Annotated in this window: 23 protein-coding genes and 1 pseudogene; 14 read left to right on the top strand and 10 right to left on the bottom strand. The window is 70.3% G+C overall.

Features of this window, described 5'->3' with window-relative positions; all coding sequences use genetic code 11:
• From ACWDZ4_RS23810 to ACWDZ4_RS23800, 3 genes are all read left to right on the top strand, one after another.
• The coding region (locus tag ACWDZ4_RS23810; RefSeq protein ID WP_451509601.1) for a helix-turn-helix domain-containing protein at positions 1 to 82 on the top strand (82 nt) is incomplete at its 5' end.
• 304 nt (positions 83 to 386) lie between these two features.
• On the top strand, positions 387 to 1214 hold the full coding sequence (locus ACWDZ4_RS23805) for a helix-turn-helix transcriptional regulator (RefSeq protein ID WP_451510410.1): 828 nt from the start codon (positions 387 to 389) through the stop codon (positions 1212 to 1214).
• An 87-nt stretch (positions 1215 to 1301) separates the two neighbouring features.
• A complete protein-coding gene (locus tag ACWDZ4_RS23800; RefSeq protein WP_451510409.1) occupies positions 1302 to 2366 on the top strand; it encodes a methyltransferase in 1065 nt (354 codons plus the stop codon).
• Between the two features lie 48 nt (positions 2367 to 2414).
• On the opposite strand, the pseudogene ACWDZ4_RS23795 reads toward ACWDZ4_RS23800, so the two are convergent.
• From ACWDZ4_RS23795 to ACWDZ4_RS23780, 4 genes and pseudogenes are all read right to left on the bottom strand, one after another.
• Positions 2415 to 2807: pseudogene (locus ACWDZ4_RS23795) on the bottom strand (IS5/IS1182 family transposase); the annotation flags it as partial.
• 25 nt (positions 2808 to 2832) lie between these two features.
• Positions 2833 to 3294: an SseB family protein gene (locus tag ACWDZ4_RS23790; RefSeq protein WP_451510408.1), complete on the bottom strand. Its 462-nt coding sequence runs from the start codon at positions 3292 to 3294 to the stop codon at positions 2833 to 2835.
• 34 nt (positions 3295 to 3328) lie between these two features.
• Positions 3329 to 3622 (bottom strand): DUF397 domain-containing protein, encoded by a 294-nt coding sequence (locus ACWDZ4_RS23785; RefSeq protein WP_451510407.1) that lies wholly within the window; start codon positions 3620 to 3622, stop codon positions 3329 to 3331.
• Positions 3603 to 4457 carry a helix-turn-helix domain-containing protein gene (locus ACWDZ4_RS23780; RefSeq protein ID WP_451510406.1) on the bottom strand — a complete coding sequence of 285 codons (855 nt, stop codon included), beginning with the start codon at positions 4455 to 4457 and terminating at the stop codon, positions 3603 to 3605. The genes ACWDZ4_RS23785 and ACWDZ4_RS23780 overlap by 20 nt, the downstream gene beginning before the upstream one ends.
• 114 nt (positions 4458 to 4571) lie before the next feature.
• On the opposite strand from ACWDZ4_RS23780, the gene ACWDZ4_RS23775 reads away from it, so the two are divergent.
• From ACWDZ4_RS23775 to ACWDZ4_RS23750, 6 genes are all read left to right on the top strand, one after another.
• Complete coding sequence (locus ACWDZ4_RS23775; RefSeq protein ID WP_451510405.1) at positions 4572 to 4763, top strand: hypothetical protein; 192 nt, start codon at positions 4572 to 4574, stop codon at positions 4761 to 4763.
• A complete protein-coding gene (locus ACWDZ4_RS23770) occupies positions 4760 to 5215 on the top strand; it encodes an ATP-binding protein (protein WP_451510404.1) in 456 nt (151 codons plus the stop codon). Before ACWDZ4_RS23775 ends, ACWDZ4_RS23770 begins: the two co-directional genes overlap by 4 nt.
• Before the next feature lie 234 nt (positions 5216 to 5449).
• Positions 5450 to 7276, top strand: a complete 1827-nt coding sequence (locus ACWDZ4_RS23765) for an acyl-CoA dehydrogenase (protein WP_451510403.1) — start codon at positions 5450 to 5452, stop codon at positions 7274 to 7276.
• Between the two features lie 103 nt (positions 7277 to 7379).
• On the top strand, positions 7380 to 8093 hold the full coding sequence (locus ACWDZ4_RS23760; RefSeq protein ID WP_451510402.1) for a hypothetical protein: 714 nt from the start codon (positions 7380 to 7382) through the stop codon (positions 8091 to 8093).
• Between the two features lie 46 nt (positions 8094 to 8139).
• Complete coding sequence (locus ACWDZ4_RS23755; RefSeq protein ID WP_451510401.1) at positions 8140 to 9435, top strand: M18 family aminopeptidase; 1296 nt, start codon at positions 8140 to 8142, stop codon at positions 9433 to 9435.
• Positions 9436 to 9602: 167 nt separating this feature from the next.
• Positions 9603 to 9824 (top strand): DUF6458 family protein, encoded by a 222-nt coding sequence (locus tag ACWDZ4_RS23750; RefSeq protein WP_451510400.1) that lies wholly within the window; start codon positions 9603 to 9605, stop codon positions 9822 to 9824.
• A gap of 77 nt (positions 9825 to 9901) precedes the next feature.
• On the opposite strand, the gene ACWDZ4_RS23745 is transcribed toward ACWDZ4_RS23750, so the two are convergent.
• The gene (locus ACWDZ4_RS23745) at positions 9902 to 11716 is read right to left on the bottom strand and encodes an NHL domain-containing thioredoxin family protein (RefSeq protein WP_451510399.1); all 1815 of its coding nucleotides are present in this window, start codon (positions 11714 to 11716) and stop codon (positions 9902 to 9904) included.
• A gap of 116 nt (positions 11717 to 11832) precedes the next feature.
• Between ACWDZ4_RS23745 and ACWDZ4_RS23740 the strand changes: the two genes are divergently transcribed.
• Positions 11833 to 12387, top strand: a complete 555-nt coding sequence (locus ACWDZ4_RS23740; RefSeq protein WP_451510398.1) for a Uma2 family endonuclease — start codon at positions 11833 to 11835, stop codon at positions 12385 to 12387.
• 81 nt (positions 12388 to 12468) lie between these two features.
• Here ACWDZ4_RS23740 and ACWDZ4_RS23735 read toward each other — a convergent pair whose 3' ends face one another.
• Positions 12469 to 12666 (bottom strand): DUF397 domain-containing protein, encoded by a 198-nt coding sequence (locus ACWDZ4_RS23735; RefSeq protein ID WP_451510397.1) that lies wholly within the window; start codon positions 12664 to 12666, stop codon positions 12469 to 12471.
• A gap of 11 nt (positions 12667 to 12677) precedes the next feature.
• A complete protein-coding gene (locus tag ACWDZ4_RS23730) occupies positions 12678 to 13529 on the bottom strand; it encodes a helix-turn-helix domain-containing protein (RefSeq protein WP_451510396.1) in 852 nt (283 codons plus the stop codon).
• A 215-nt stretch (positions 13530 to 13744) separates the two neighbouring features.
• Between ACWDZ4_RS23730 and ACWDZ4_RS23725 the strand changes: the two genes are divergently transcribed.
• A complete protein-coding gene (locus ACWDZ4_RS23725) occupies positions 13745 to 14158 on the top strand; it encodes an ATP-binding protein (protein WP_451510395.1) in 414 nt (137 codons plus the stop codon).
• A 10-nt stretch (positions 14159 to 14168) separates the two neighbouring features.
• Positions 14169 to 14663 carry an LURP-one-related/scramblase family protein gene (locus ACWDZ4_RS23720; protein WP_451510394.1) on the top strand — a complete coding sequence of 165 codons (495 nt, stop codon included), beginning with the start codon at positions 14169 to 14171 and terminating at the stop codon, positions 14661 to 14663.
• A 14-nt stretch (positions 14664 to 14677) separates the two neighbouring features.
• On the opposite strand, the gene ACWDZ4_RS23715 is transcribed toward ACWDZ4_RS23720, so the two are convergent.
• Positions 14678 to 15463: a carbon-nitrogen family hydrolase gene (locus ACWDZ4_RS23715; protein WP_451510393.1), complete on the bottom strand. Its 786-nt coding sequence runs from the start codon at positions 15461 to 15463 to the stop codon at positions 14678 to 14680.
• Between the two features lie 158 nt (positions 15464 to 15621).
• Between ACWDZ4_RS23715 and ACWDZ4_RS23710 the strand changes: the two genes are divergently transcribed.
• A complete protein-coding gene (locus ACWDZ4_RS23710) occupies positions 15622 to 16446 on the top strand; it encodes a maleylpyruvate isomerase family mycothiol-dependent enzyme (RefSeq protein ID WP_451510392.1) in 825 nt (274 codons plus the stop codon).
• 116 nt (positions 16447 to 16562) lie between these two features.
• On the opposite strand, the gene ACWDZ4_RS23705 is transcribed toward ACWDZ4_RS23710, so the two are convergent.
• Both ACWDZ4_RS23705 and ACWDZ4_RS23700 read right to left on the bottom strand, forming a co-directional pair.
• On the bottom strand, positions 16563 to 17843 hold the full coding sequence (locus tag ACWDZ4_RS23705; protein WP_451510415.1) for an MFS transporter: 1281 nt from the start codon (positions 17841 to 17843) through the stop codon (positions 16563 to 16565).
• Positions 17844 to 17914: 71 nt separating this feature from the next.
• Positions 17915 to 18607 (bottom strand): GntR family transcriptional regulator, encoded by a 693-nt coding sequence (locus ACWDZ4_RS23700; protein ID WP_451510391.1) that lies wholly within the window; start codon positions 18605 to 18607, stop codon positions 17915 to 17917.
• 210 nt (positions 18608 to 18817) lie between these two features.
• Here ACWDZ4_RS23700 and ACWDZ4_RS23695 point away from each other — a divergent pair, with 210 nt between their 5' ends.
• Complete coding sequence (locus ACWDZ4_RS23695; protein ID WP_451510390.1) at positions 18818 to 19762, top strand: BRO-N domain-containing protein; 945 nt, start codon at positions 18818 to 18820, stop codon at positions 19760 to 19762.
• Positions 19763 to 19814 lie beyond the last annotated feature (52 nt).

Below are 19814 nucleotides of genomic sequence, written 5' to 3'. Positions count from 1 at the left end.
CGCCGCGCTCTGCGAGGCGCTCGAATGCCAGCCGGGAGACCTGCTGCGCTGGGAGGCCGGGGACGGAGCCGCGGACGGGTGACGCCGGCCGTCGGGTGACATCAGCGGGAGTGACATCAGCGGCCGGGTGACGTCAGCGGCCGGCGACGGAGGCCGGGGCCGGCGACGGGGCGGCGCTCCGCAGGTCCCGGTGCGCGGGCCGTCACGCGGTTGCGCCTAGTCCTGTCCGGCGGATCATGCCTGCGCCGCGGCGCCCTGGCACGCATCAGACCACCGCTCACCCAGCACGTACAAGGCACCGCTCAGCGAAGACCGTCTGATCGGCCGGACGGCCCCACGGAACTTTCGTCCAAGACAGGACCACCGAAGTCGGCGACGGTAGAGGCATGCGCAGACACGAAGTGGGGGCCACCCCCATGGATCGCGATGCCGAGAACGGCTGGGAGGTCGCCCGCCCCCTCGGGGGCACGTCCCTCGACGGCGTCCGGATGGCCGGATTCCGTGACCGTATCGCCGCCGGGCTGGACATGCAGGTGCTTCCTCAGCCTGCCGTGATCGTCGTCATCGGGCTCGGGGGCGACCCGGTCACGGTGGAGAGTGCCACTGGGCGCCAGCCCATGAGGAGCCTCGTCGCCTCGTTGTCGCCCGGCCCGGCCCGCGTCCGCGGCGAGCGCGTCGAGTGTGTCGAAGTGTGCTTGTCACCCCGGGCCGCCTATGCACTGCTGGGCGTCTCCCCGCGCGAACTGGACGGGTCTGTCACCGGTCTTGAGGACCTGTGGGGGCCGCACGAACGACGACTCCGCGAGCAGTTGACCGACGCCACGACGTGGCAGGAACGACTCGCGCTGACGGAGGGGTTTCTTACGAAGCGGGCTGCGGGGGCACCGTCGATGTCGCCCGAGGTCGCCGCCGCCTGGGACACCATCGTGGCCCGTCGAGGCCGGATACGGGTCGGTGACCTCGCCGCGTCCTGCGGATGGAGCCGCAAGCGGCTGCGGTCCAGGTTCAGTGCCCAGATCGGCCTCACCCCCAAGCGTGCCGCCATGCTGGTGCGTTTCGACCACGCTGCTCGAGCACTCTGCGCGGGCGAGAGCGCCGGCGACGTCGCCCTGGCATGCGGATACGCCGACCAGCCCCATCTCCATCGCGACGTACTGGCCATCGCCGGGTGCACACCGGGCGCTCTGGCCGGCAGGGCCACGTCCGCCGGCTGACCCGTGCCCACACCGAGGAGACCGGCCACACGCACGTGCCCACGCCGGTTCACGCACCTGCCACCGCACGAAGGAAGGAAAGCACCTGTGACGAACACCGATGTCCGAGCAGCAGGCATGGCCGACCGCGATCTGATCGTCCGGCTCGCGTTCGGGAGCATGGCCGCACAGACCTTGCGCGCAGCGGTCCGGCTGAGGGTGGTGGAGCTGGTCGGCGCCATGCCACGCCGGGCTGCCGAGGTGGCCGCCGAAGCCGGAGCCGAACCTCAGCCCATGACGCGGCTGCTGCGCGCCCTGACCGGCCTCGGCCTGCTGAAGGAACACACCCCCGGTACCTTCTCGGTGACCCCTGCGGGCGCACTCCTCGACCCCGGCAGCCCCGACTCGCTCACGTCGTTCGTACGGATGTTCACAGAGCCGGCGATAATACGCGCCTGGGAGCACCTGGACGGCAGCGTCCGCACCGGCGAGATCGCGTTCGACACCGTCTTCGGCACCGACTTCTTCAGCCACCTCGCCCAGCACCCCGAGCTGTCCGCGGAGTTCAACGCGGCGATGAGCCAAGCCGTCTCGGAGACCGCCGCCGCGCTGCCGTACGCCTTCGACTTCGGCCGGTTCACCACTGTCACGGACGTCGGTGGGGGCGACGGAACCCTCCTGGCCGGTGTACTCGCCGCGCATCCGGGCCTCACCGGTGCGGTCCTCGACACGGCGGAGGGTCTGGCCGAGGCGTCGAAGACGATGGAGCAGCACGGGCTGACGGGGCGCTGCTCTCTGGTCGCCGGGGACTTCTTCCGTTCGGTCCCCGAGGGCTCGGATCTCTACCTGATGAAGAGCGTCCTGCACGACTGGACGGACGACCAGGCGGTCACGATCCTGAGCCACTGCCGCGAGGTGCTGCCACCCGGCGGCCTCGTCCTGATCGTGGAACCCGTGCTTCCCGAAGTCGTCGACACCCACGCCGAAGCCGACGTCAGCGACGGCGGAGTCACCTATCTGAGCGACCTCAACATGCTGGTGAACGTGGGCGGCAGAGAGCGCACCCGCAAGGACTTCGAGGAAGTGTGCCACCGCGCGGGCCTGTCCCTCACCTCGGTCACCCCGCTCACCGAGGCCGCGCCGTTCTCCCTCATCGAGGCCGTGGCCGGCTGACCACAGGCCGCGTGCCGCAGTTGCCGCCACGGCCGCAGGTCCGGCGGCTCACAAGCGGAGCCGGAGTCGGATCGAAGCGACGGCGACGGTGCCGCGGAAGATGTAGGCGCGCTTGTCGAATCCCGTTGGCCGACCGCCGGAGCTGCCGCGTCGCTTGCGGTGGGCCCGCTGGTTCTCCGGCTCGGGGATGGTGTGCTTGATCTGGCGTTGTCGCAGGTGACGACGGTTGTGGCGGAACGAGTACGCCTAGGGGAAGCGAACGTCGGCGGTAGCTGCCGTTCTGGGGGCGCGAACGCGTTCCATGACGGGGATGAGCTGCGAGGCGTCGCCCCATCGGCCCGGAGTGATCAGTAGGGCCGGAGGTCGGCGTCCGCCTTCCCCGGCGGGGTGGATCTCGCAGGTCAGGCCGCCCCGCGAACGTCCGAGCCCCTCATCGGGGCGGTCACATGATCCGCCGGACAGGGCCCTAGCCGTACATCCGCCGCATGGCGAAGTCGACCATCTGCTCCACGGCCTTCGCGTCGAAGACCATCCGGTGCTCACCCTCCATGTCGAGGACGAAGCCGTACCCGGTCGGCAGCAGGTCGATCACCTCCGCGCCGGTGATCACGAAGTACTTCGACTCCTTGCCGGCGTACTTGCGCAGTTCTTTGAGCGAGGTGAACATCGGGATCACCGGCTGCTGGGTGTTGTGCAGCGCGAGGAACCCCGGATTGTCGCCGCGCGGGCAGTAGACCCTCGACGTGGCGAAGATCTGCTGGAAGTCCTCGGCGGACAGCGATCCGGTGGTGAAGGCGCGCACCCCGTCGGCGAGCGAGGGCGGCGACGGCTCCGGGTAGAGCGGCTGCTCGCCGTAACCGCCCTGCGGCGGAGGCTGTGGCGGCGCGTACTGCTGCTGCCCACCCTGGTTCTGGTCGTAGCCGTACATGCGCGTAAGAGTACTGAGTACGCCGGGCCCGCGCTCAGCCGTCCAGCCGACCGGCCTTGAGCGCGGCGACGAAGGGGGCCCACGCGGTGGCGGGGAGGACGAGGGCGGGACCGTGGGGGATCTTGGAGTCCCGGACGGGGACGACGCCGGGGAGGCCGTCGGCGATCTCGACGCAGTCACCGCCGTCGCCGTTGCTGTGGCTGCTCTTGCGCCAGCGGGCGGCGCCCGGGAACGCCTCGGCGACCTCGACGCAGTCACCGCCCGAGGTGTTGCTGTGGCTGCTCTTGCGCCAGACAACAGCGCTCAAGTCAAGGTCGGTGCTTGCCATTTCGGTAGTCCTCGGCCGCATCCTCGATCATGGCGAGGGACGCCTCCGGCGGCAAAGCGGCGGCCCTCAGCAGATCGTACGACCTCTGATACTGCTTCACGAGAGCCGGATCATCGTCAGTGCTCCCCTTGTGCTGAGACTCCATATAGACGAGGGGCGGAGCGTCGTCGAAGGTCAAAATCATGGCGTTACCCAGCATGAGCGGGTGCGCTCCCGTGTTCCACGGAAGGACCTGTGGAACGATCTGGCACCGCTTTCCCAGAACGGTGATGTGATCGAGCTGTACAGCCATCTGAACCGCCGGAAGGATCGGCAGCCGCAAAAGGGATTCGTGCAGCACCACCCAGTACTCCGGAAACTTGTGGTCTCCCTCGAAGAGGCACGCCCGCGCCAAGCGAGCCTCAACCTTTGCGTCGATTTCGTGCGCAGGCTCAAGAGGGCGTTCAGCGCGGAACAGGGCACGCGCGTACGCCTCAGTCTGCAACAACCCGGGGACGACGGTAGGCGACCACTGCTCAATTGTCCGCGCACGCTGCTCCGCCTCCAGTACCCGCTCGAAGTACTCTGCGTGGCCACTCCTTCGGGCCATCCGAACGTCCTCGCAGCGACGCTCGAAGAACCCGTCCGTCCCCAGCTCACGATCCACGTGCCGCGCCAGATCCAGCGGCATCCGCCGCGTACCGCGCTCGATCTCGCTCAGATAGCTCGCCGCGTAGAAACTGCCCTCGACGGTCTGCTGAAGCGTGCGGCCCGCTTCCTCCCGCCGCCAGCGCAACTCCTTGCCGTAGAAGGCAGGGACGCTCGCCGAGCCGTCGATGTCCTTGCGTGCCGCCACCGTTGACCGCCTTCCACACCGCGCCCTGTGGCGCCGAAACCCTTCCACGGTACGCCGCGACGCGTCAGCGTGTGACTACTTCGTCACAGCACGCAACGGAAGGGTGCACCCCCCATGAACCTGGACCTGGAAGCACAGGCCACCGTCGAAGGACTCCGCGCCGCCCTCACCCGGCACGGCATCGCCCTGCCCTCCCTCGGCAGGGACTTCGGCTCCCCGCCGCTCGTCATCCTCGGCAACTGCAACCTCGCCACCGCCCGCGCGCTGACCGACGTCCTCCGCCAGGCGGCGGCGGTGGACCGGTGACGCCGTTCACCGCGAGCCTCCTCGCCACCCCGAAGGCGGTGCCGATGCTCCGCCACGCCGTGCGCGAGCACCTCGGCGGGCGATCGTGCCCCGATCTCCAGCTCTGCGTGAGCGAGCTGCTCAGCAACGTGATCGCACATCTCGGCGAGGGCACTCCCGTCACCGTCCGCATCACCCGCACCGCCGACAACGCCCGCACCCGCGTCGAGGTCACCGACCCCGACCCGCGTGTGTGGCCCGTACTGCGCCGGGCAACGGACGACGACGAGTCCGGCCGGGGTCTCGCCCTGCTCGCCGCCGTGTCGCTGCGCTGGGGCGTGAGCCAGGGGCCGGGCGGCAAGACGGTCTGGTGCGAGCTGCCGGGCCCGTCGCCCACAGATCGTCGGGCAGCAGCCGGAAGCCGTCGTGCCCCGTCAGAGGGCGCATCACGCGCAAATGCCGGTCCGTGGTGAACAGGGCGGCCGTTCTTCGTGACGATGACGACTGTTCCGGGTGTGTCCGGGTGCGTTCGAGGCTCCAGTCACCCCACGCACGTACTACGGCGTACACACCCCGTCCGGCGCGTAACGCGTCACAGAGACCTCTGGGGGGTTGCATCTTATTACCGACGGGTAGCATCATCGTAGCTACTTGCCAGTAGTAGATGTACGAGGAATCTGCCTCCCGATCCTTACGGAGCCGTTGCCATGGGTCACTACAAGTCGAACCTCCGCGACATCGAGTTCAACCTCTTCGAGGTCCTCGGCCGCGACAAGCTGTACGGCACCGGCCCGTTCGCGGAGATGGACGTCGAGACCGCCAAGAGCATCCTCGACGAGATCGCCCGCCTCGCGGAGAACGACCTCGCCGCCTCCTTCGAGGACGCCGACCGCAACCCGCCGGTCTTCGACCCGGCCACCCACACCGCGCCCGTACCGGCGTCCTTCAAGAAGAGCTACCAGGCCTTCATGGACAGCGAGTACTGGCGCCTGGGCCTCCCCGAGGAGATCGGCGGCACCACCTCCCCCCGCTCGCTGATCTGGGCTTACGCGGAGCTGCTGCTCGGCGCCAACCCGGCGGTCTGGATGTACTCCTCGGGCCCGGCGTTCGCCGGCGTCCTCTTCGAGGAGGGCAACGAGGCGCAGAAGAAGATCGCGCAGATCGCCGTCGACAAGCAGTGGGGCTCGACGATGGTCCTGACCGAGCCGGACGCCGGTTCGGACGTCGGCGCCGGCCGCACGAAGGCGATCCGGCAGGAGGACGGCTCCTGGCACATCGAGGGCGTGAAGCGCTTCATCACGTCCGGCGAGCACGACATGTCGGAGAACATCCTCCACTACGTGCTCGCGCGGCCGGAGGGCGCCGGTCCCGGCACCAAGGGGCTCTCGCTCTTCCTCGTCCCGAAGTACGAGTTCGACTGGGAGACCGGCGAGCTGGGCGAGCGCAACGGCGTCTACGCCACGAACGTCGAGCACAAGATGGGCCTCAAGGCGTCCAACACGTGCGAGATGACCTTCGGCGACCAGCACCCCGCCAGGGGCTGGCTGATCGGCGACAAGCACGACGGCATCCGCCAGATGTTCATGATCATCGAGTTCGCCCGGATGATGGTCGGCACGAAGGCCATCGCGACGCTCTCGACCGGTTACCTCAACGCGCTGGAGTACGCCAAGGAGCGCGTCCAGGGCCCGGACCTCGCCAACTTCATGGACAAGTCCGCGCCGAAGGTCACCATCACGCACCACCCCGACGTCCGCCGCTCGCTCATGACGCAGAAGGCGTACGCCGAGGGCATGCGCGCCCTGGTCCTGCACACCGCGTCCGTCCAGGACGAGATCACCGCCAGGGAGGCGGCGGGCGAGGACACCTCGGCGCTCGTCGCCATGAACGACCTGCTGCTGCCGATCGTCAAGGGCTACGGCTCCGAGAAGTCGTACGAGCAGCTGGCGCAGTCGCTCCAGACGTTCGGCGGCTCCGGGTACCTCCAGGAGTACCCGATCGAGCAGTACATCCGCGACGCGAAGATCGACACCCTGTACGAGGGCACGACCGCGATCCAGGGCCAGGACTTCTTCTTCCGGAAGATCGTCCGCAACCAGGGCGCGGCCCTGAACTCGCTGGCCGAGGACATCAAGAAGTTCCTCGCGGTCGGCACCGGCGGCGAGGAGCTCGCCGCGGCCCGCGACCAGCTCGCCAAGGCGGCCGTGGACCTGGAGGCCATCGTCGGCGCCATGCTGACGGACCTCGCGGGCACCGAGAAGGACGTCAAGTCCATCTACAAGGTCGGCCTGAACACCACCCGGCTGCTGATGGCCTCCGGTGACGTCGTCGTCGGCTACCTGCTGCTCCGGGGGGCGGCCGTGGCCGCCGAGAAGCTGCCGACCGCGTCCCCGAAGGACGTGCCGTTCTACACGGGCAAGATCGCGGCGGCGAAGTTCTTCGCCGCGAACGTCCTGCCGGGCGTCGGTGTCGAGCGCGCCCTGGCCGAGTCCGTCGACCAGTCCCTGATGGAGCTGGACGAGGCCGCCTTCTAGTCCACCTGGTCCACCACCGGAAAACCCTCTGGCATCGGGCCGGGACCCTCCCTCCGGGGACGGACCCGGCCCGTTGTCAGTGGCCCGTGCGACTCTGGTGGGCATGAGTTCCATGGAACCCCGCAGGGGTGGTTACTCCGTCCCGGCCGGCCGGCCGTACGCGCTCAGTGAGCTGCGCGGAAAGCTCGGCTCCGTGGGCGACCAGATCGGCGAGCTGTACGAGGGCTCGCACCCGCTCGAGTACGAACCGGTCGCCGACACGCTGTACGTCGCCTTCAAGACGGCCGCCGACCTCGCCCCCGTCAAGAGCTACACCGGCTGCGACCTGCACCCCAACGGCGCCACCGACCCCGAGGCCCCCACGGGCTGGGGCCGCTGCCTGCTCTGCAACGACCGCCGCCGCCGCGGCGAGCGCAGCGTTCCCGCCCCGGCCGAGCAGCGCCGCCTCGGCTACCCCGTGCCCGATCCGCCGTACACGCAGAGCCGGCTCAAGGGGTACGTCCAGGAGGTCAACGACCGCGCCTTCGCCGTCACCGTCTCCTCCCCCGCCGAGGAGTTCGTGGAGATCGCGGACACCCTGCACCGCGCCTTCATCGTGGCCCGCGAGCTCTCCCGGCCGCGCAACGCGTCGGGCTGCGCCGAGCACCCCGGCTCGCCCATCGACCCGACCGCGCCCCCCGGCGAGGGCTGTCTGTTCTGTGTCGGCAGGCGCCGGCAGGCGCAGCGGCCGGCCGGCGCCCCGCGGATGCTGCCGCAGGTGCGGCGCGGCGAACGCCGGACGGTACAGCGGCGGTTCGAGCGCCCTCCGGGGCTCTGACGCGGGCGGTACGGACCCGTCGCCGCCCGTGGTTATGGTGAACCCCATGAGCGCACCCGTCCGCTTCGACCGCGGCCACACCGACGACCTGATGTCCTTCCTGGCGGCCGGCCCGTCGCCGTACCACGCGGTGGCGAACACCGCAGAGCGACTGGACAAGGCCGGGTTCCGGCAGGTCGCGGAGACCGACGCCTGGGACGCGACGGCCGGCGGGAAGTACGTGCTGCGCGGCGGGGCGATCATCGCCTGGTACGTACCGGAGGGCGCGCGGGCGAGCACCCCGTTCCGGATCATCGGCGGGCACACCGACTCCCCGCACCTGCACGTGAAGCCGCTGCCCGACATGGGCGCGGAGGGCTGGCGGCAGATCGCCGTCGAGATCTACGGCGGGACGCTCCTCAACACCTGGCTCGACCGGGACCTGGGCATCGCCGGGCGGCTGACGCTGCGCGACGGCTCGTACCGTCTGGTCAACATCGACCGGGCACTGCTGCGCGTGCCGCAGCTGGCCGTGCACCTGGACCGGTCGGTGAACACCGACGGCCTCAAGCTCGACAAGCAGCGGCACATGCAGCCGATCTGGGGCCTCGGCGACGTGAACGAAGGGGACCTCATCCGGTTCCTGGAGGAGGAAGAGGGCCTGGCCCGGGGAGAGGTCGCCGGCTGGGACCTCATGGCGCACAGCATCGACCCGCCGTCCTACCTCGGCCGCGACCGCGAGCTGGTGGCGGGGCCGCGCATGGACAACCTGATCTCCGTGCACGCGGGGGCCGCGGCACTGGTGGCCGTCAGCGGGTCGGACGGCCCGCTCCCGTACATCCCGGTGCTCGCCGCCTTCGACCACGAGGAGAACGGGTCGCAGTCCGACACCGGCGCCGACGGGCCGCTGCTGGGCAACGTGCTGGAGCGTTCGGTGTTCGCGCGCGGCGGCAGCTACGACGACCGGGCGCGCGCCTTCGCCGGCACGGTCTGCCTGTCGTCCGACACCGGGCACGCCGTGCACCCCAACTACCGGGAGCGCCACGACCCGACGCACCACCCGCGTGTCAACGGCGGACCGATCCTCAAGGTCAACGTCAACATGCGGTACGCGACGGACGGCAGCGGCCAGGCCGTGTTCGCGGCGGCGTGCGAGAAGGCCGGGGTGCCCTGGCAGAACTTCGTGTCGAACAACGCGATGCCGTGCGGCACGACGATCGGCCCGATCACCGCCGCCCGGCACGGCATCCGGACCGTCGACATCGGCGTCGCGATCCTGTCGATGCACAGCGCGCGCGAGCTGTGCGGGGCGGACGACCCGTACCTGCTCGCCAACGCGATGACGGCGTTCCTGGAAGGCTGACGGCGTTCCGGGAAGGCCGACGGCGGTGCGGGAAGGCCGACGGCGTTCCGGGAAGGCCGCCCCCTCCCGAATCCCGAAGCCTGCTTGCACGCTTGCCTGTTGAAGGGCCGGGTACGCGAAGGACGTACACCGGCCCAAACAGCCGGGCCTACAGGGAGGCAGAACTCATGGGACTGGGAGGATTCATTCTCCTCATCGCGGGCGGGGCGATACTCACCTTCGCCACCGACTGGGAGATGGAAAGCGTCAACCTCGACCTTGTCGGGGTCATCATGATGCTCGTCGGAATCATCGGGGTCGCGGTCTACGCCAGCGTCGCCAGGCGCCGTCGCATGGTCGTACCGCCCACCACCACCGTCGTGTCCGACGACCGGCACCACAACCCCTGACACCCGGCGGCGGCCGACCGGCGCACGCCGGGCCCGGACAGCGCACACCGGGCCCGGACCCGGAAGACGCCGGCTGCTCAGCCGTCCATGCCGGCGAGCACCAGCGGCAGCCGGGGCGTTCCTTCCGCGCTCACACGGACGGGGACGCCCCAGTCCTGCTGGTGGACATGGCACGCCGGGTACTCGTTGGCCGGGTCGTCGTCGCAGGATGCGGCCATCGCCGAGACGTGCAGCACTCCCTCGGTGACCTCCGGGTTCAGCTCCAGCTCGCGGCTCAGATCGGTCCCGGCGCCCTCACCCCCGGCCAGCAGCTCCGGCGGGGTCGAGGAGACCAGCAGCCGCGTCGAGGGCCCGTACCGCGTGTCCAGCTTCTGCCCGCCCGGCGCCTGGAAGACGACGTCCAACCGAAGCTTCCCGGGGGCCACTTCGGTCGCCGCGCGCTGCGTACGGTGGGCGACGGCCTCGACGCGGACCGCCTCGTCGGGCAGGCGCAGCCGGGTCAGCCGGTGGCGGGCGGACTCGACGACGGCGATGTCGTCACCGACGAGCACGGCGTCACTCGGCTCCCTCAAGTCCGTGGCCAGCGTGGTCACTTCACCGCTCGCCGGGTCGTAGCGCCGCAGCGCGTGATTGTACGTGTCGCTGATCGCGACCGATCCGTCGGGCAGCGCCGTCACCCCGAGCGGGTGCTGGAGCAGCGCCTGCCCCGCCGCGCCGTCGCGGTGCCCGAAGTCGAAGAGCCCGGTCCCTACGGCGGTGTGCACCACCAGGTCGCTGTCGACGTACCGCAGCGCGCTCGTCTCCGAGTCCGCGACCCACAGCCGCTCGCCGTCCGCCGAGACCGCGAGCCCGGACGGCTGGGCGAACCACGCCTCGGCGGCGGGCCCGTCCACAAGCCCCTCGTTGGTCGTCCCGGCCGCGGCCCGTACGGCCCCGGTCTCGGGGTCGTACGTCCACAGCTGGTGCACACCGGCCATGGCGATCCACACCTTGCCCTGCCACCAGGCCACGTCCCACGGCGAGGACAGGTCGACCTCGCGGGCGGGCCCGGAGGCCGGGGACCCCTGCCACCACTGCTTTCCGGTACCGGCGACGGTCTCGATCGCGCCGCTCGCGGGGTCGTACGTACGCAGCCGGTGATGGACGGTGTCGGCCACGACGACCCGCCCGTCCGGCAGCAGCGCGAGCCCCTGCGGCTCCTTGAACTCGGCGTCGCCACCGCCCCCGCCGATGCGCCGTACGACGGTCTCGCCGTCGGCCTCCAGCTCGACCAGCTGGTGGCGGGTGGTGTCCGAGACCAGGAAGTTCCCGGTGCCGGGCAGCAGCAGCGCCTTGCCCGGGAAGCGCAGGTCGGTCGCGACCGGCTCGGGCGCGACGTACGGCCCGTCCCCGCGCCGCAGCGTCCCCTTGGCCCCGTGGGCGGCTTCCAGCTCCTCGACGAGCTTCCCGATGGCGTGCGCGTGGCCCTCGCCGGCGTGCTGCGCGACGACGTACCCCTCGGGGTCGATGACGACGAGCGTCGGCCAGGCCCGTACGGCGTACTGCTTCCACGTCGCGAGCTCGGGGTCGTCGAGGACCGGGTGGTGCACGCCGTACCGCTCGACGGCGTCGACGACCGCCTGGTGCTCGGCCTCGTGCACGAACTTCGGCGAGTGGACCCCGATGATCACCACCGTGTCCCGGTGCTTCTCCTCCAGCTCCCGCAGCTCGTCCAGGACGTGCAGGCAGTTCACGCAGCAAAAGGTCCAGAAATCGAGGATGACAATGCGTCCTCGCAGACCGGCGAGGCTCAGCTCCTTCCCACCGGTATTGAGCCAGCCCCCCTTGCCGATCAGCTCGGGGGCACGGACACGGGCACGGCGGGGGGTCGGCGTGGAAGCGGTGTCGTTCATGGTTCAAGGGTGCCATCCTCTCGTACGCACTCACGAGTGACCGTGGGCCGGGGCGAGGACGTGGGGCGTTCTACGTGGGACCGTTGGCGTACGCGTGGAGGGAAGGAGCGTCACAGATGGCCACCGCGCCCGAATACGACGAGGGTATCGACTCCGAGCGTGCCTTGAAGCACGCCGTTCAGAGAATCCGTGGCGATCACGCCGAGATCATCGAAGGGTTCATCGACATCGTGCCACCGACTTGGGACCACGAGCGTGCCGCCAAGTTGGTCCGCCGCCAGATCGAAGCCCGAGTGGACGAACTGGGCTGTGTCGAGGGATCCGGGAACCTTGACCTGCCCGGCTCGCGCAACTGGTACGTCCCGGACATCGCCGTGGTACCCGAAGACCTCACCAAAGACGCGGGCGCCCTCCTCCCCGACCAGACCCTCCTCATTGTCGAGGTGACCTCCGAGTCCAACGCCGAGACCGACCGCGTCGTCAAGCGCAAGCGGTACGCCGAGTACGGCGCGCCTCTCCTCCTCATCGTCGACCGCGTCGAGAAGACCGTCACCCTCTTCGCGGAACCCGGCCCCCTCGGCTACACCCATGTCAATGGCCCTCACCCCTTCGGCACCCCTGTGCACCTCCCCGCCCCGTTCGATCTCGACCTCGACACGAGCAAGCTCTAGTACCCGACACGGGCACGGCGCGGGGCGGGGCGGGGCGGGGGAGCGGCATTCATGAAACCCCGGGTGCCGTCCCCTGGGACCTCAGCGGTGGCCGAGCCGGCCGGACCGCAGGTCGCGCACGAGTGCGGCGAGTGCGGTGGGGGGAACGGCCAGGACGTCGGCGGGGGCGTCGCTCTCGCGGAGGAGGACGGTGTCGTCGGTGGCGGCGAGCTCGACGCAGTTCCCGCCGTCTCCTGCCCCGGAGAACGAGGACTTCTGCCAGGCGAGGAACTTCGTCATCAGTGGGGCTCTCAGATCTGCCGTACCAGGTGGTGGACGAGGTCCCTCGACTCTACGACTCCCAGCGCTGCGACTTCCAGCCTGGAGAGGAATCCCCGATACCGGTTCAACTGCGCCTCCGCATCCAGGAAGGCCGAACCGTGCGCCGTCTCCACCAGAGCGGTATCGAGCTGAGGAACGGGCCCACACGCATACAGCAGCGGATAGCCGATGCCGGCGAAACCGTCCATGTCGAACGGAACGACACGCACGGTGACTTGAGGACGTTGTGACTGCTCCAAGATGTGGAGCAGCTGCCTCCGGGCCGCCTTGCGGTCGGAAACCCTTACGCGCAGTGCCGCTTCATGGATCACCGCTGTGTAGCGAAAGGAACCGTCCCCGGCCAGGACCTGCTGACGGCGCATCCGGTACCGGACTCGGGTCTCGACCTCCTCGGGCCTGATCTCCGGCATCGGAAAGGAACAGATGGCTCGCGCATGCTCTTCCGTCTGCAGCAGCCCGGGGATGTGCACGCTCTCGAAGGTCCTCAAGTGCAGGGCATGGTGCTCCAGCTCGGCAATGTCCAAGAACCCCGAGGGCACCAGCTCCCGGTACTCCTCCCACCAGCCGCGAACGCGTTCGGTCGCCATGGCAACCAGCGCGTCGACCAGCGCGGCGTCATCACATGCGTACTGGCTGGCCAGGTGGCGTACCCGTTCTGCGCTCACGCCGACCCGGCCCGCCTCGGTCATGGAGACCTTGCTCTCGGCAATGCCCACGATCCGGGCCGCCTCTCTGGCCGTCAGCCCCGCTCGCTCCCGGAGCTTGCGCAGTTCGGCGCCAAGCCGTTCCTGTCGTGCGGTGACGATGCTCCTCGCCGGCATGCGGCCCTTCTCTCCTGGGAGTTGCGAGAAGCCAGTATTCCAGCCCGGCTTGACCGGGGTGATACATCACCCCTACCGTGAGTGACGCGTCGCACACGCTGCGATCACCGGGACCCCGGAAGCGCACCGCCCCGCCATGCCATGGCGGCCGTGTCACTGCCACCGCCCGCCGACCGTCGCGCCCCCACCTTCGTACCGCCCGCTCGGAGTCCCGTATGCAGAACGACGAAGAAGCACCCTGGGAATACATGCTCTACGTCCCGCACGACCCACGCGCCGTCTCCGTCTGCCGCCGCACGCTGCGCCTCGTCCTCACCACGCATCACCTCGCCCACCTCGCCGACCGGGCAGAGCTGCTCGCGTCGGAGCTGATCAGCAACGCCATCGCCCACACCGACGGCCCCGCCGCCCTGCGCCTCCTCCACAACAGGGGCGTCCTGCGCCTCGGGGCCTGGGACACCGATCCCGGGCCGCCCGAGCCGCGCCGGGCAGCCGATGGCGACGAGAACGGACGCGGGCTCGATCTCGTACGGAGCTATGCGGACGCCTGGGGGTGGTTTCCGCTCACCGCTGCCGCATTCGGGTCGTCCGGGAAGTACGTCTGGTGCGAGGTCGCCGCCGCCGGGTAACCGTCACGGCATGAAGTACCTCGTACGCGACAAGATCTTCGGCATCGGCGACGACTACTGGATCGAGGACGAGCGCGGCCGCCACGCCTTCCTCGTCGACGGCAAGGCGATGCGGCTGCGCGACACCCTGGAGATCAAGGATCCGGCCGGCCGGGTGCTGATCACGCTGCGGGCGAAGATGCTCAGCGTCCGGGACGCGATGACCATGGAGCGGGACGATCAGACGCTCGCGACCGTACGCAAGAAGCGGCTGTCACTGCTGCGCAACCACTACCGCGTCGCCCTGGCCGAGGGAACCGAGCTGGACGTCAGCGGCCGCGTGCTCGACCGGGAGTTCTCGGTCGATCACGACGGCGAGCTGCTGGCCCGCATCTCCCGGAAGTGGTTTCGGGTCCGGGACACGTACGCCGTCGACGTCGTACGGGACGACGCCGACACGGCGCTGCTGATCGCGGTCGCGGTGTGCGTGATCCGGATGGCGGAGAAGGAACGGGGCGACGACTGAGCCCCCGCCGCCGCCTAGCGCAGGCGCCGGTCCTTCAGGGCCGGGAACTGCTCGCGGGTCTTCGCCACCCTGGCCGGGTCCAGCTCGGCCGTGAGCACTTCCTCCGCCGGTCCCGCCTCCGCCAGCACCTCGCCCCACGGGTCGACGACGATGCTGTGCCCCGCCTGCTCCACCCCCGCGTGGGTGCCGGCGGTGCAGCAGGCCAGGACGTACGCCTGGTTCTCGACGGCGCGGGCACGGGCGAGCAGCGTCCAGTGGTCGCGGCGCCGGGCGGGCCAGCCGGCCGGGACGACGAACGCCTGCGCCCCGGCGTCGACGAGGCCGCGGAAGAGTTCGGGGAAGCGCAGGTCGTAGCAGGTGGCGAGGCCGAGGGTCAGGTCCGCGGCCCGCACCGTCACGAGCTCCTCGCCCGCGCCCATCAGCACGGCCTCGCCCTGGTCGAAGCCGAAGCGGTGGATCTTGCGGTACGCACGGACGAGCTCGCCGTCGGGGGAGAAGACCAGCGAGGTGTTGTAGAGGGGACCGTCAGGGTCGCGCTCGACGATCGACCCGGCGTGCAGCCACACCCCGGCACCGGCCGCCGCCTCCGCCATCACCTCGTACGTCGGGCCCTCCAGGGGCTCCGCCTCGTCGACGAAGGACGCGTACGCGAAGGCCCCGGTCGGCCACAGCTCGGGAAGGACCACCAGATCCGCACCGTGCCGCTCGCGCTGCTCGCGCACGAGCGAAGCCGCGCGCCGCCGACGGGAATTGACCGATTCGTCCGGGTCTACTGTGATCTGGATGAGGGAGGCGCGCACACTACCACCGTCCTGGCATTCGAGCCGTCAACACGGGCCTACGATCGTCACACCAAAGCACTGCCAGGGTGCCACGGGGCAGCGTAACTTAGCGTGCAAGCCTCCCACAGAGCCCAGACCAGCCCGCGCCACCGCCACTGAACCGCACGAGGGGTCCCGTGACCGTCCATCCCAGCCTCCAGCCCTACGCCGAAGCATGGACCCACTCCATCGAAGCGATATCCGAGCTGGTGACACCGCTCGTCGAGGGCGAGTGGAACCGCCGTACGCCGTGCCCCGGCTGGTCGGTGCGCGACATTGTCTCGCACGTCATCGGCATGGAGTGCGAGATGCTCGGCGATCCCCGGCCGATCCACTCGTTGCCGCGCGACCTGTACCACGTGACGTCGGAGTTCGCCCGGTACATGGAGATGCAGGTCGACGTACGGCGCCACCACACCGCGCCGGAGATGACCTCCGAGCTCGAGTACACGATCATCCGCCGCGCGCGTCAGCTCCGCAACGAGACGCGCTCCCCCGACACCATGGTCCGCGCCCCGCTCGGCGCCGAGCAGACCCTGGAACTGGCCCTGCGCATGCGCGCCTTCGACACCTGGGTGCACGAGCAGGACCTGCGCACGGCGCTCGGCCGGCCCGGCAACCTCGACTCCCCCGGCGCGCTCGTCACCCGCGACGTCCTCGTCCAGGGCCTGCCGAAGGTCGTCGCGAAGGGAGCGGACGCGCCCGCCAACTCCGCGGTCGTCTTCGACGTGCACGGCCCGGTCGAGTTCATGCGCACGGTCCGCGTGGACGCGGAGGGCCGCGGCACGGTGGACGGCACGCCCTCGCTGGGCCCGCTCGCGACGATCGCCCTGGACTGGGAGACGTACGTACGCCTGGCCTGCGGCCGGGTCCGCCACGGCTCGGTCGCCGACCGGATCAAGGTCGAGGGCGACGAGGAGCTGGCGGACGCGATCCTGCGCAACTTCGCCGTCACACCGTAGAGCCGCCACCCCATGAGGCCGCTACCCCGCAAGGCCGTCACCCCGTAAGGCCGTCACCCCCTGAGGGGTCATTCCCTGAGGCCGGCACCCCATGAGGCGGTCGCTTCACGGCCCCGTCAGACCGGGACGTGCACCGCCTCGACGCGGCTGGCGACCAGGTGGTCCCGCTCCCGGCGCGCCGTGCGCCTGCGCAGGCGCAGGATCTGCACGACCCCGGCCGCCTCCAGCACGAAGACCGAGGCGAACGCGATCCGGTAGTTGTCCCCGGTGGCGTCGAGCAGCACGCCCACCGCGAGCAGCGTCGTCATCGAGGCGACGAAGCCGCCCATGTTGACGATCCCGGACGCGGTGCCCTGGCGCTCCGGCGGGTTGGCGGGCCGGGCGAAGTCGAAGCCGATCATCGAGGCGGGACCGCAGGCACCGAGCACCGCGCACAGCGTGATCAGCAGCCACATCGGGGCGTGGTCGCCCGGGTACGCGAGGGTCGCCCCCCACAGCAGGGCGGTGGCCCCGACCGTGCCGAGGGCGAGCGGCGCACGGGCCGCGCCGTGGCGGGCGATGAGCTGTCCGTACACCAGGCCGAGCGCCATGTTGGACAGCACGACGAGCGTCAGCAGCTCGCCCGCCGTCCCGCGCGAGAGCCCCTGCGCCTCGACGAGGAACGGCAGCCCCCACAGCAGCAGGAACACCATCGCCGGGAACTGCGTCGTGAAGTGCACCCACATCCCGAGCCGCGTCCCGGGCTCGCGCCACGCGGCGGCGATCTGCTTGCGGACGTAGGCCGCGCCCGCGTGCTCGGCGGGCGCCGGCGCGTGCCCCTCGGGGTGGTCCTTGAGGAAGAGCAGCAGCAGTACGAGCACGAGCACCCCGGCGAGCGAGCTGCCCGCGAAGGTGGTGGTCCAGCCGACGCCGTGCAGCATGCGCGCGATGACGAGCGTGGACATGAGGTTGCCCGCCATCCCGCAGAGCGCGGCGACCTGCCCGATGAGCGGTCCGCGGCGGGCCGGGAACCAGCGGGCGCCGAGCCGCAGGACGGCGATGAAGGTCATCGCGTCGCCGCAGCCGAGGAGGGCGCGGGCGGCGAGGGCCGTGCCGTACGAGGGGGAAAGGGCGAATCCGAGCTGCCCGAGGGTGAACAGGGTGACGCCCAGGGTCAGGACCTTCTTCGTCCCGAGGCGGTCGACCATGAGGCCGACGGGTATCTGCATGCCCGCGTACACGAGGAGCTGGAGGATCGAGAACGTCGACAGCGCGGACGCGTTGACGTCGAACCGGTCGGCGGCGTCGAGCCCCGCGACCCCCAGGCTCGTACGGAAGATGACGGCGACGAAGTAGACGGCGACGCCGATGCCCCAGACGGCGACGGCGCGCCGGCCGCCGGGCGGGTCGCCGGGCAGGGAGGCGGCGGGAGTGGCGGGGCCAGGAGGGCCGGGGGGAACGGGGGAGCCGGGGGGAACGGGGGGAACCCTCACCGGTCCTCACCCCGGACCAGCACCTTGACCCGGCCGACGTGGCGGCGTACGCACTGCGCGGCGCCTTCCACGTCCCCCGCCCTGATGGCTTCGAGCATCTCGGCATGCTCGGTGATGTTCTTGGCCACGCGGTCGGGGTGCGCCTCCATGATGGTGACGCCCATGCGCAGTTGACGGTCGCGGAGCTGGTCGTAGAGGCGGGAGAGGATCTGGTTCCCGGCGTTGCGGACGATCTCGGCGTGGAAGCAGCGGTCGGTGACGGCGACTTCGGCGAGGTCGCCCTCCAGGGCGCGCTGCTTCTGCTCCTCCAGCAGCTCTTCGAGCCGGGCGACGAGGGCGGGGGGCGCGGGAACGGCCCGGCGTACCGCGAACTCCTCGACCAGCAGCCGGGTTTCGACGACGTCCGCGATCTCCTGGGCGGAGACGGCGAGGACGAGGGCGCCCTTCTTCGGGTACAGCTTGATGAGCCCCTCGACCTCCAGCCGCAGCAGCGCTTCCCGCACCGGCGTCCTGGACACGCCGACGGCGTCGGCGAGGTCGCCCTCGGTGAGGAGGGTGCCGCCCTCGTAATGGCGGTCGAGCACACCCTTCTTGATGTGGGCGTAGACGCGCTCGGCGGCGGGGGGCTGCTTGCCGGGGGCGGGGGCGGTAGCGGCGGAGCGGGCGGGAATCGGGGGCGCGGCAGGCATGCGCACAGCATAGATACAACAGGGGTGCAACAGAAACCGGCGTCCGCATCCCGGAACGGAGGACGAGACCGCCGGACAGCGTTCGTTATACGGACACCGGTGATCGTCCGCAGGGAAATCCACCCCGTCCACTCGCACTTGTGAACATCAACGATTCGACTGGCATATTCGATTCGTCCCGTTCTACGTTCCGCCCTGGAGGTGGTCCGAATGAACGAACACGGCATGCCGCCGCGGCACGAGGCGATCGACATCGGCGACTTCGCCTACGGCGCGACCGGGGCACGGCTCCGGAGGCTGACGATGCCCGACGGAAGCCACTGGTTCCCGGCATCCGAGGTATGCAGGAAGCTCGGGTACACCACGACCGGGAAGGCCCTTCTCGATCACGTCCCGGAAGAACACCGCAAGCGCCTCGAAACGGTGACCAGGAGCCACGGTCTCGGCATCCCCGCAGGCAGAGAGTGGCGCCGGGACCTCCAGCTCATCGATCTGCACGGACTCGTCCTCCTCGTCATCGGTTGTACGAAACCCGCCTGCGCGCCGTTCAGGGAATGGGTCGCCGAGGTGGTCCTGTCCGTCCAGCGGCACGGCTCCTACGCCCTCCCCCGAGCCGAAGTGCAACCTTCGGACCCGGCAGCCCCCGTGGCCTACGCCATGCCGGCGCGGATCGCCGATGCCATCGTCCGGCTGGAGGAGCGGAACCTCCGGGCGGACGAGGAGTTCGCGGCCGTACAGCGCGAAGCGCTCGCGGCACAGCGTGAATCCCTTGCCGCCCAGCGCGCATCCCTCGCCGCGCACCGGGCGACCGCACGGGCCATGGAGCGGATCGCGGACCGGCTCGACGTGCTGCTCACCGACCACACCGCGCCGCCGGCCGTACGGCACCCGCGCCTCACCGCCGAGGCGGTGCTGGCCGACTGGAAAACGCGGATGTCGGTGACGGAGGACGTGTGGGCCGTGGCCGTCACCATCGCTCCCGTACTGGCCCAGGACGGTGAGCTCCGGCAGCCGCTCGAATCCATCGCGGAGCGGACGGGGCTGCCGGTGTCCCGTGTCGGCGAGTGCCTGAGGCTCATGCGCGAGCACGCGTGCATCCGCCCCGCGGACGGCACGGAGGAAGGGGAGCCGGTCTACGTCCTGCACCGGCCGTAGGTCCGGGCCGGGAGGACGGCCCGCCGTTGTCGGACCCGTCCGGGACGCTCGG

Source organism: Streptomyces sp. NPDC003016 (assembly GCF_053591455.1).
Note: the sequence above shows the minus strand (reverse complement) of the source record. Positions and strands in the feature narration are given on the sequence as shown.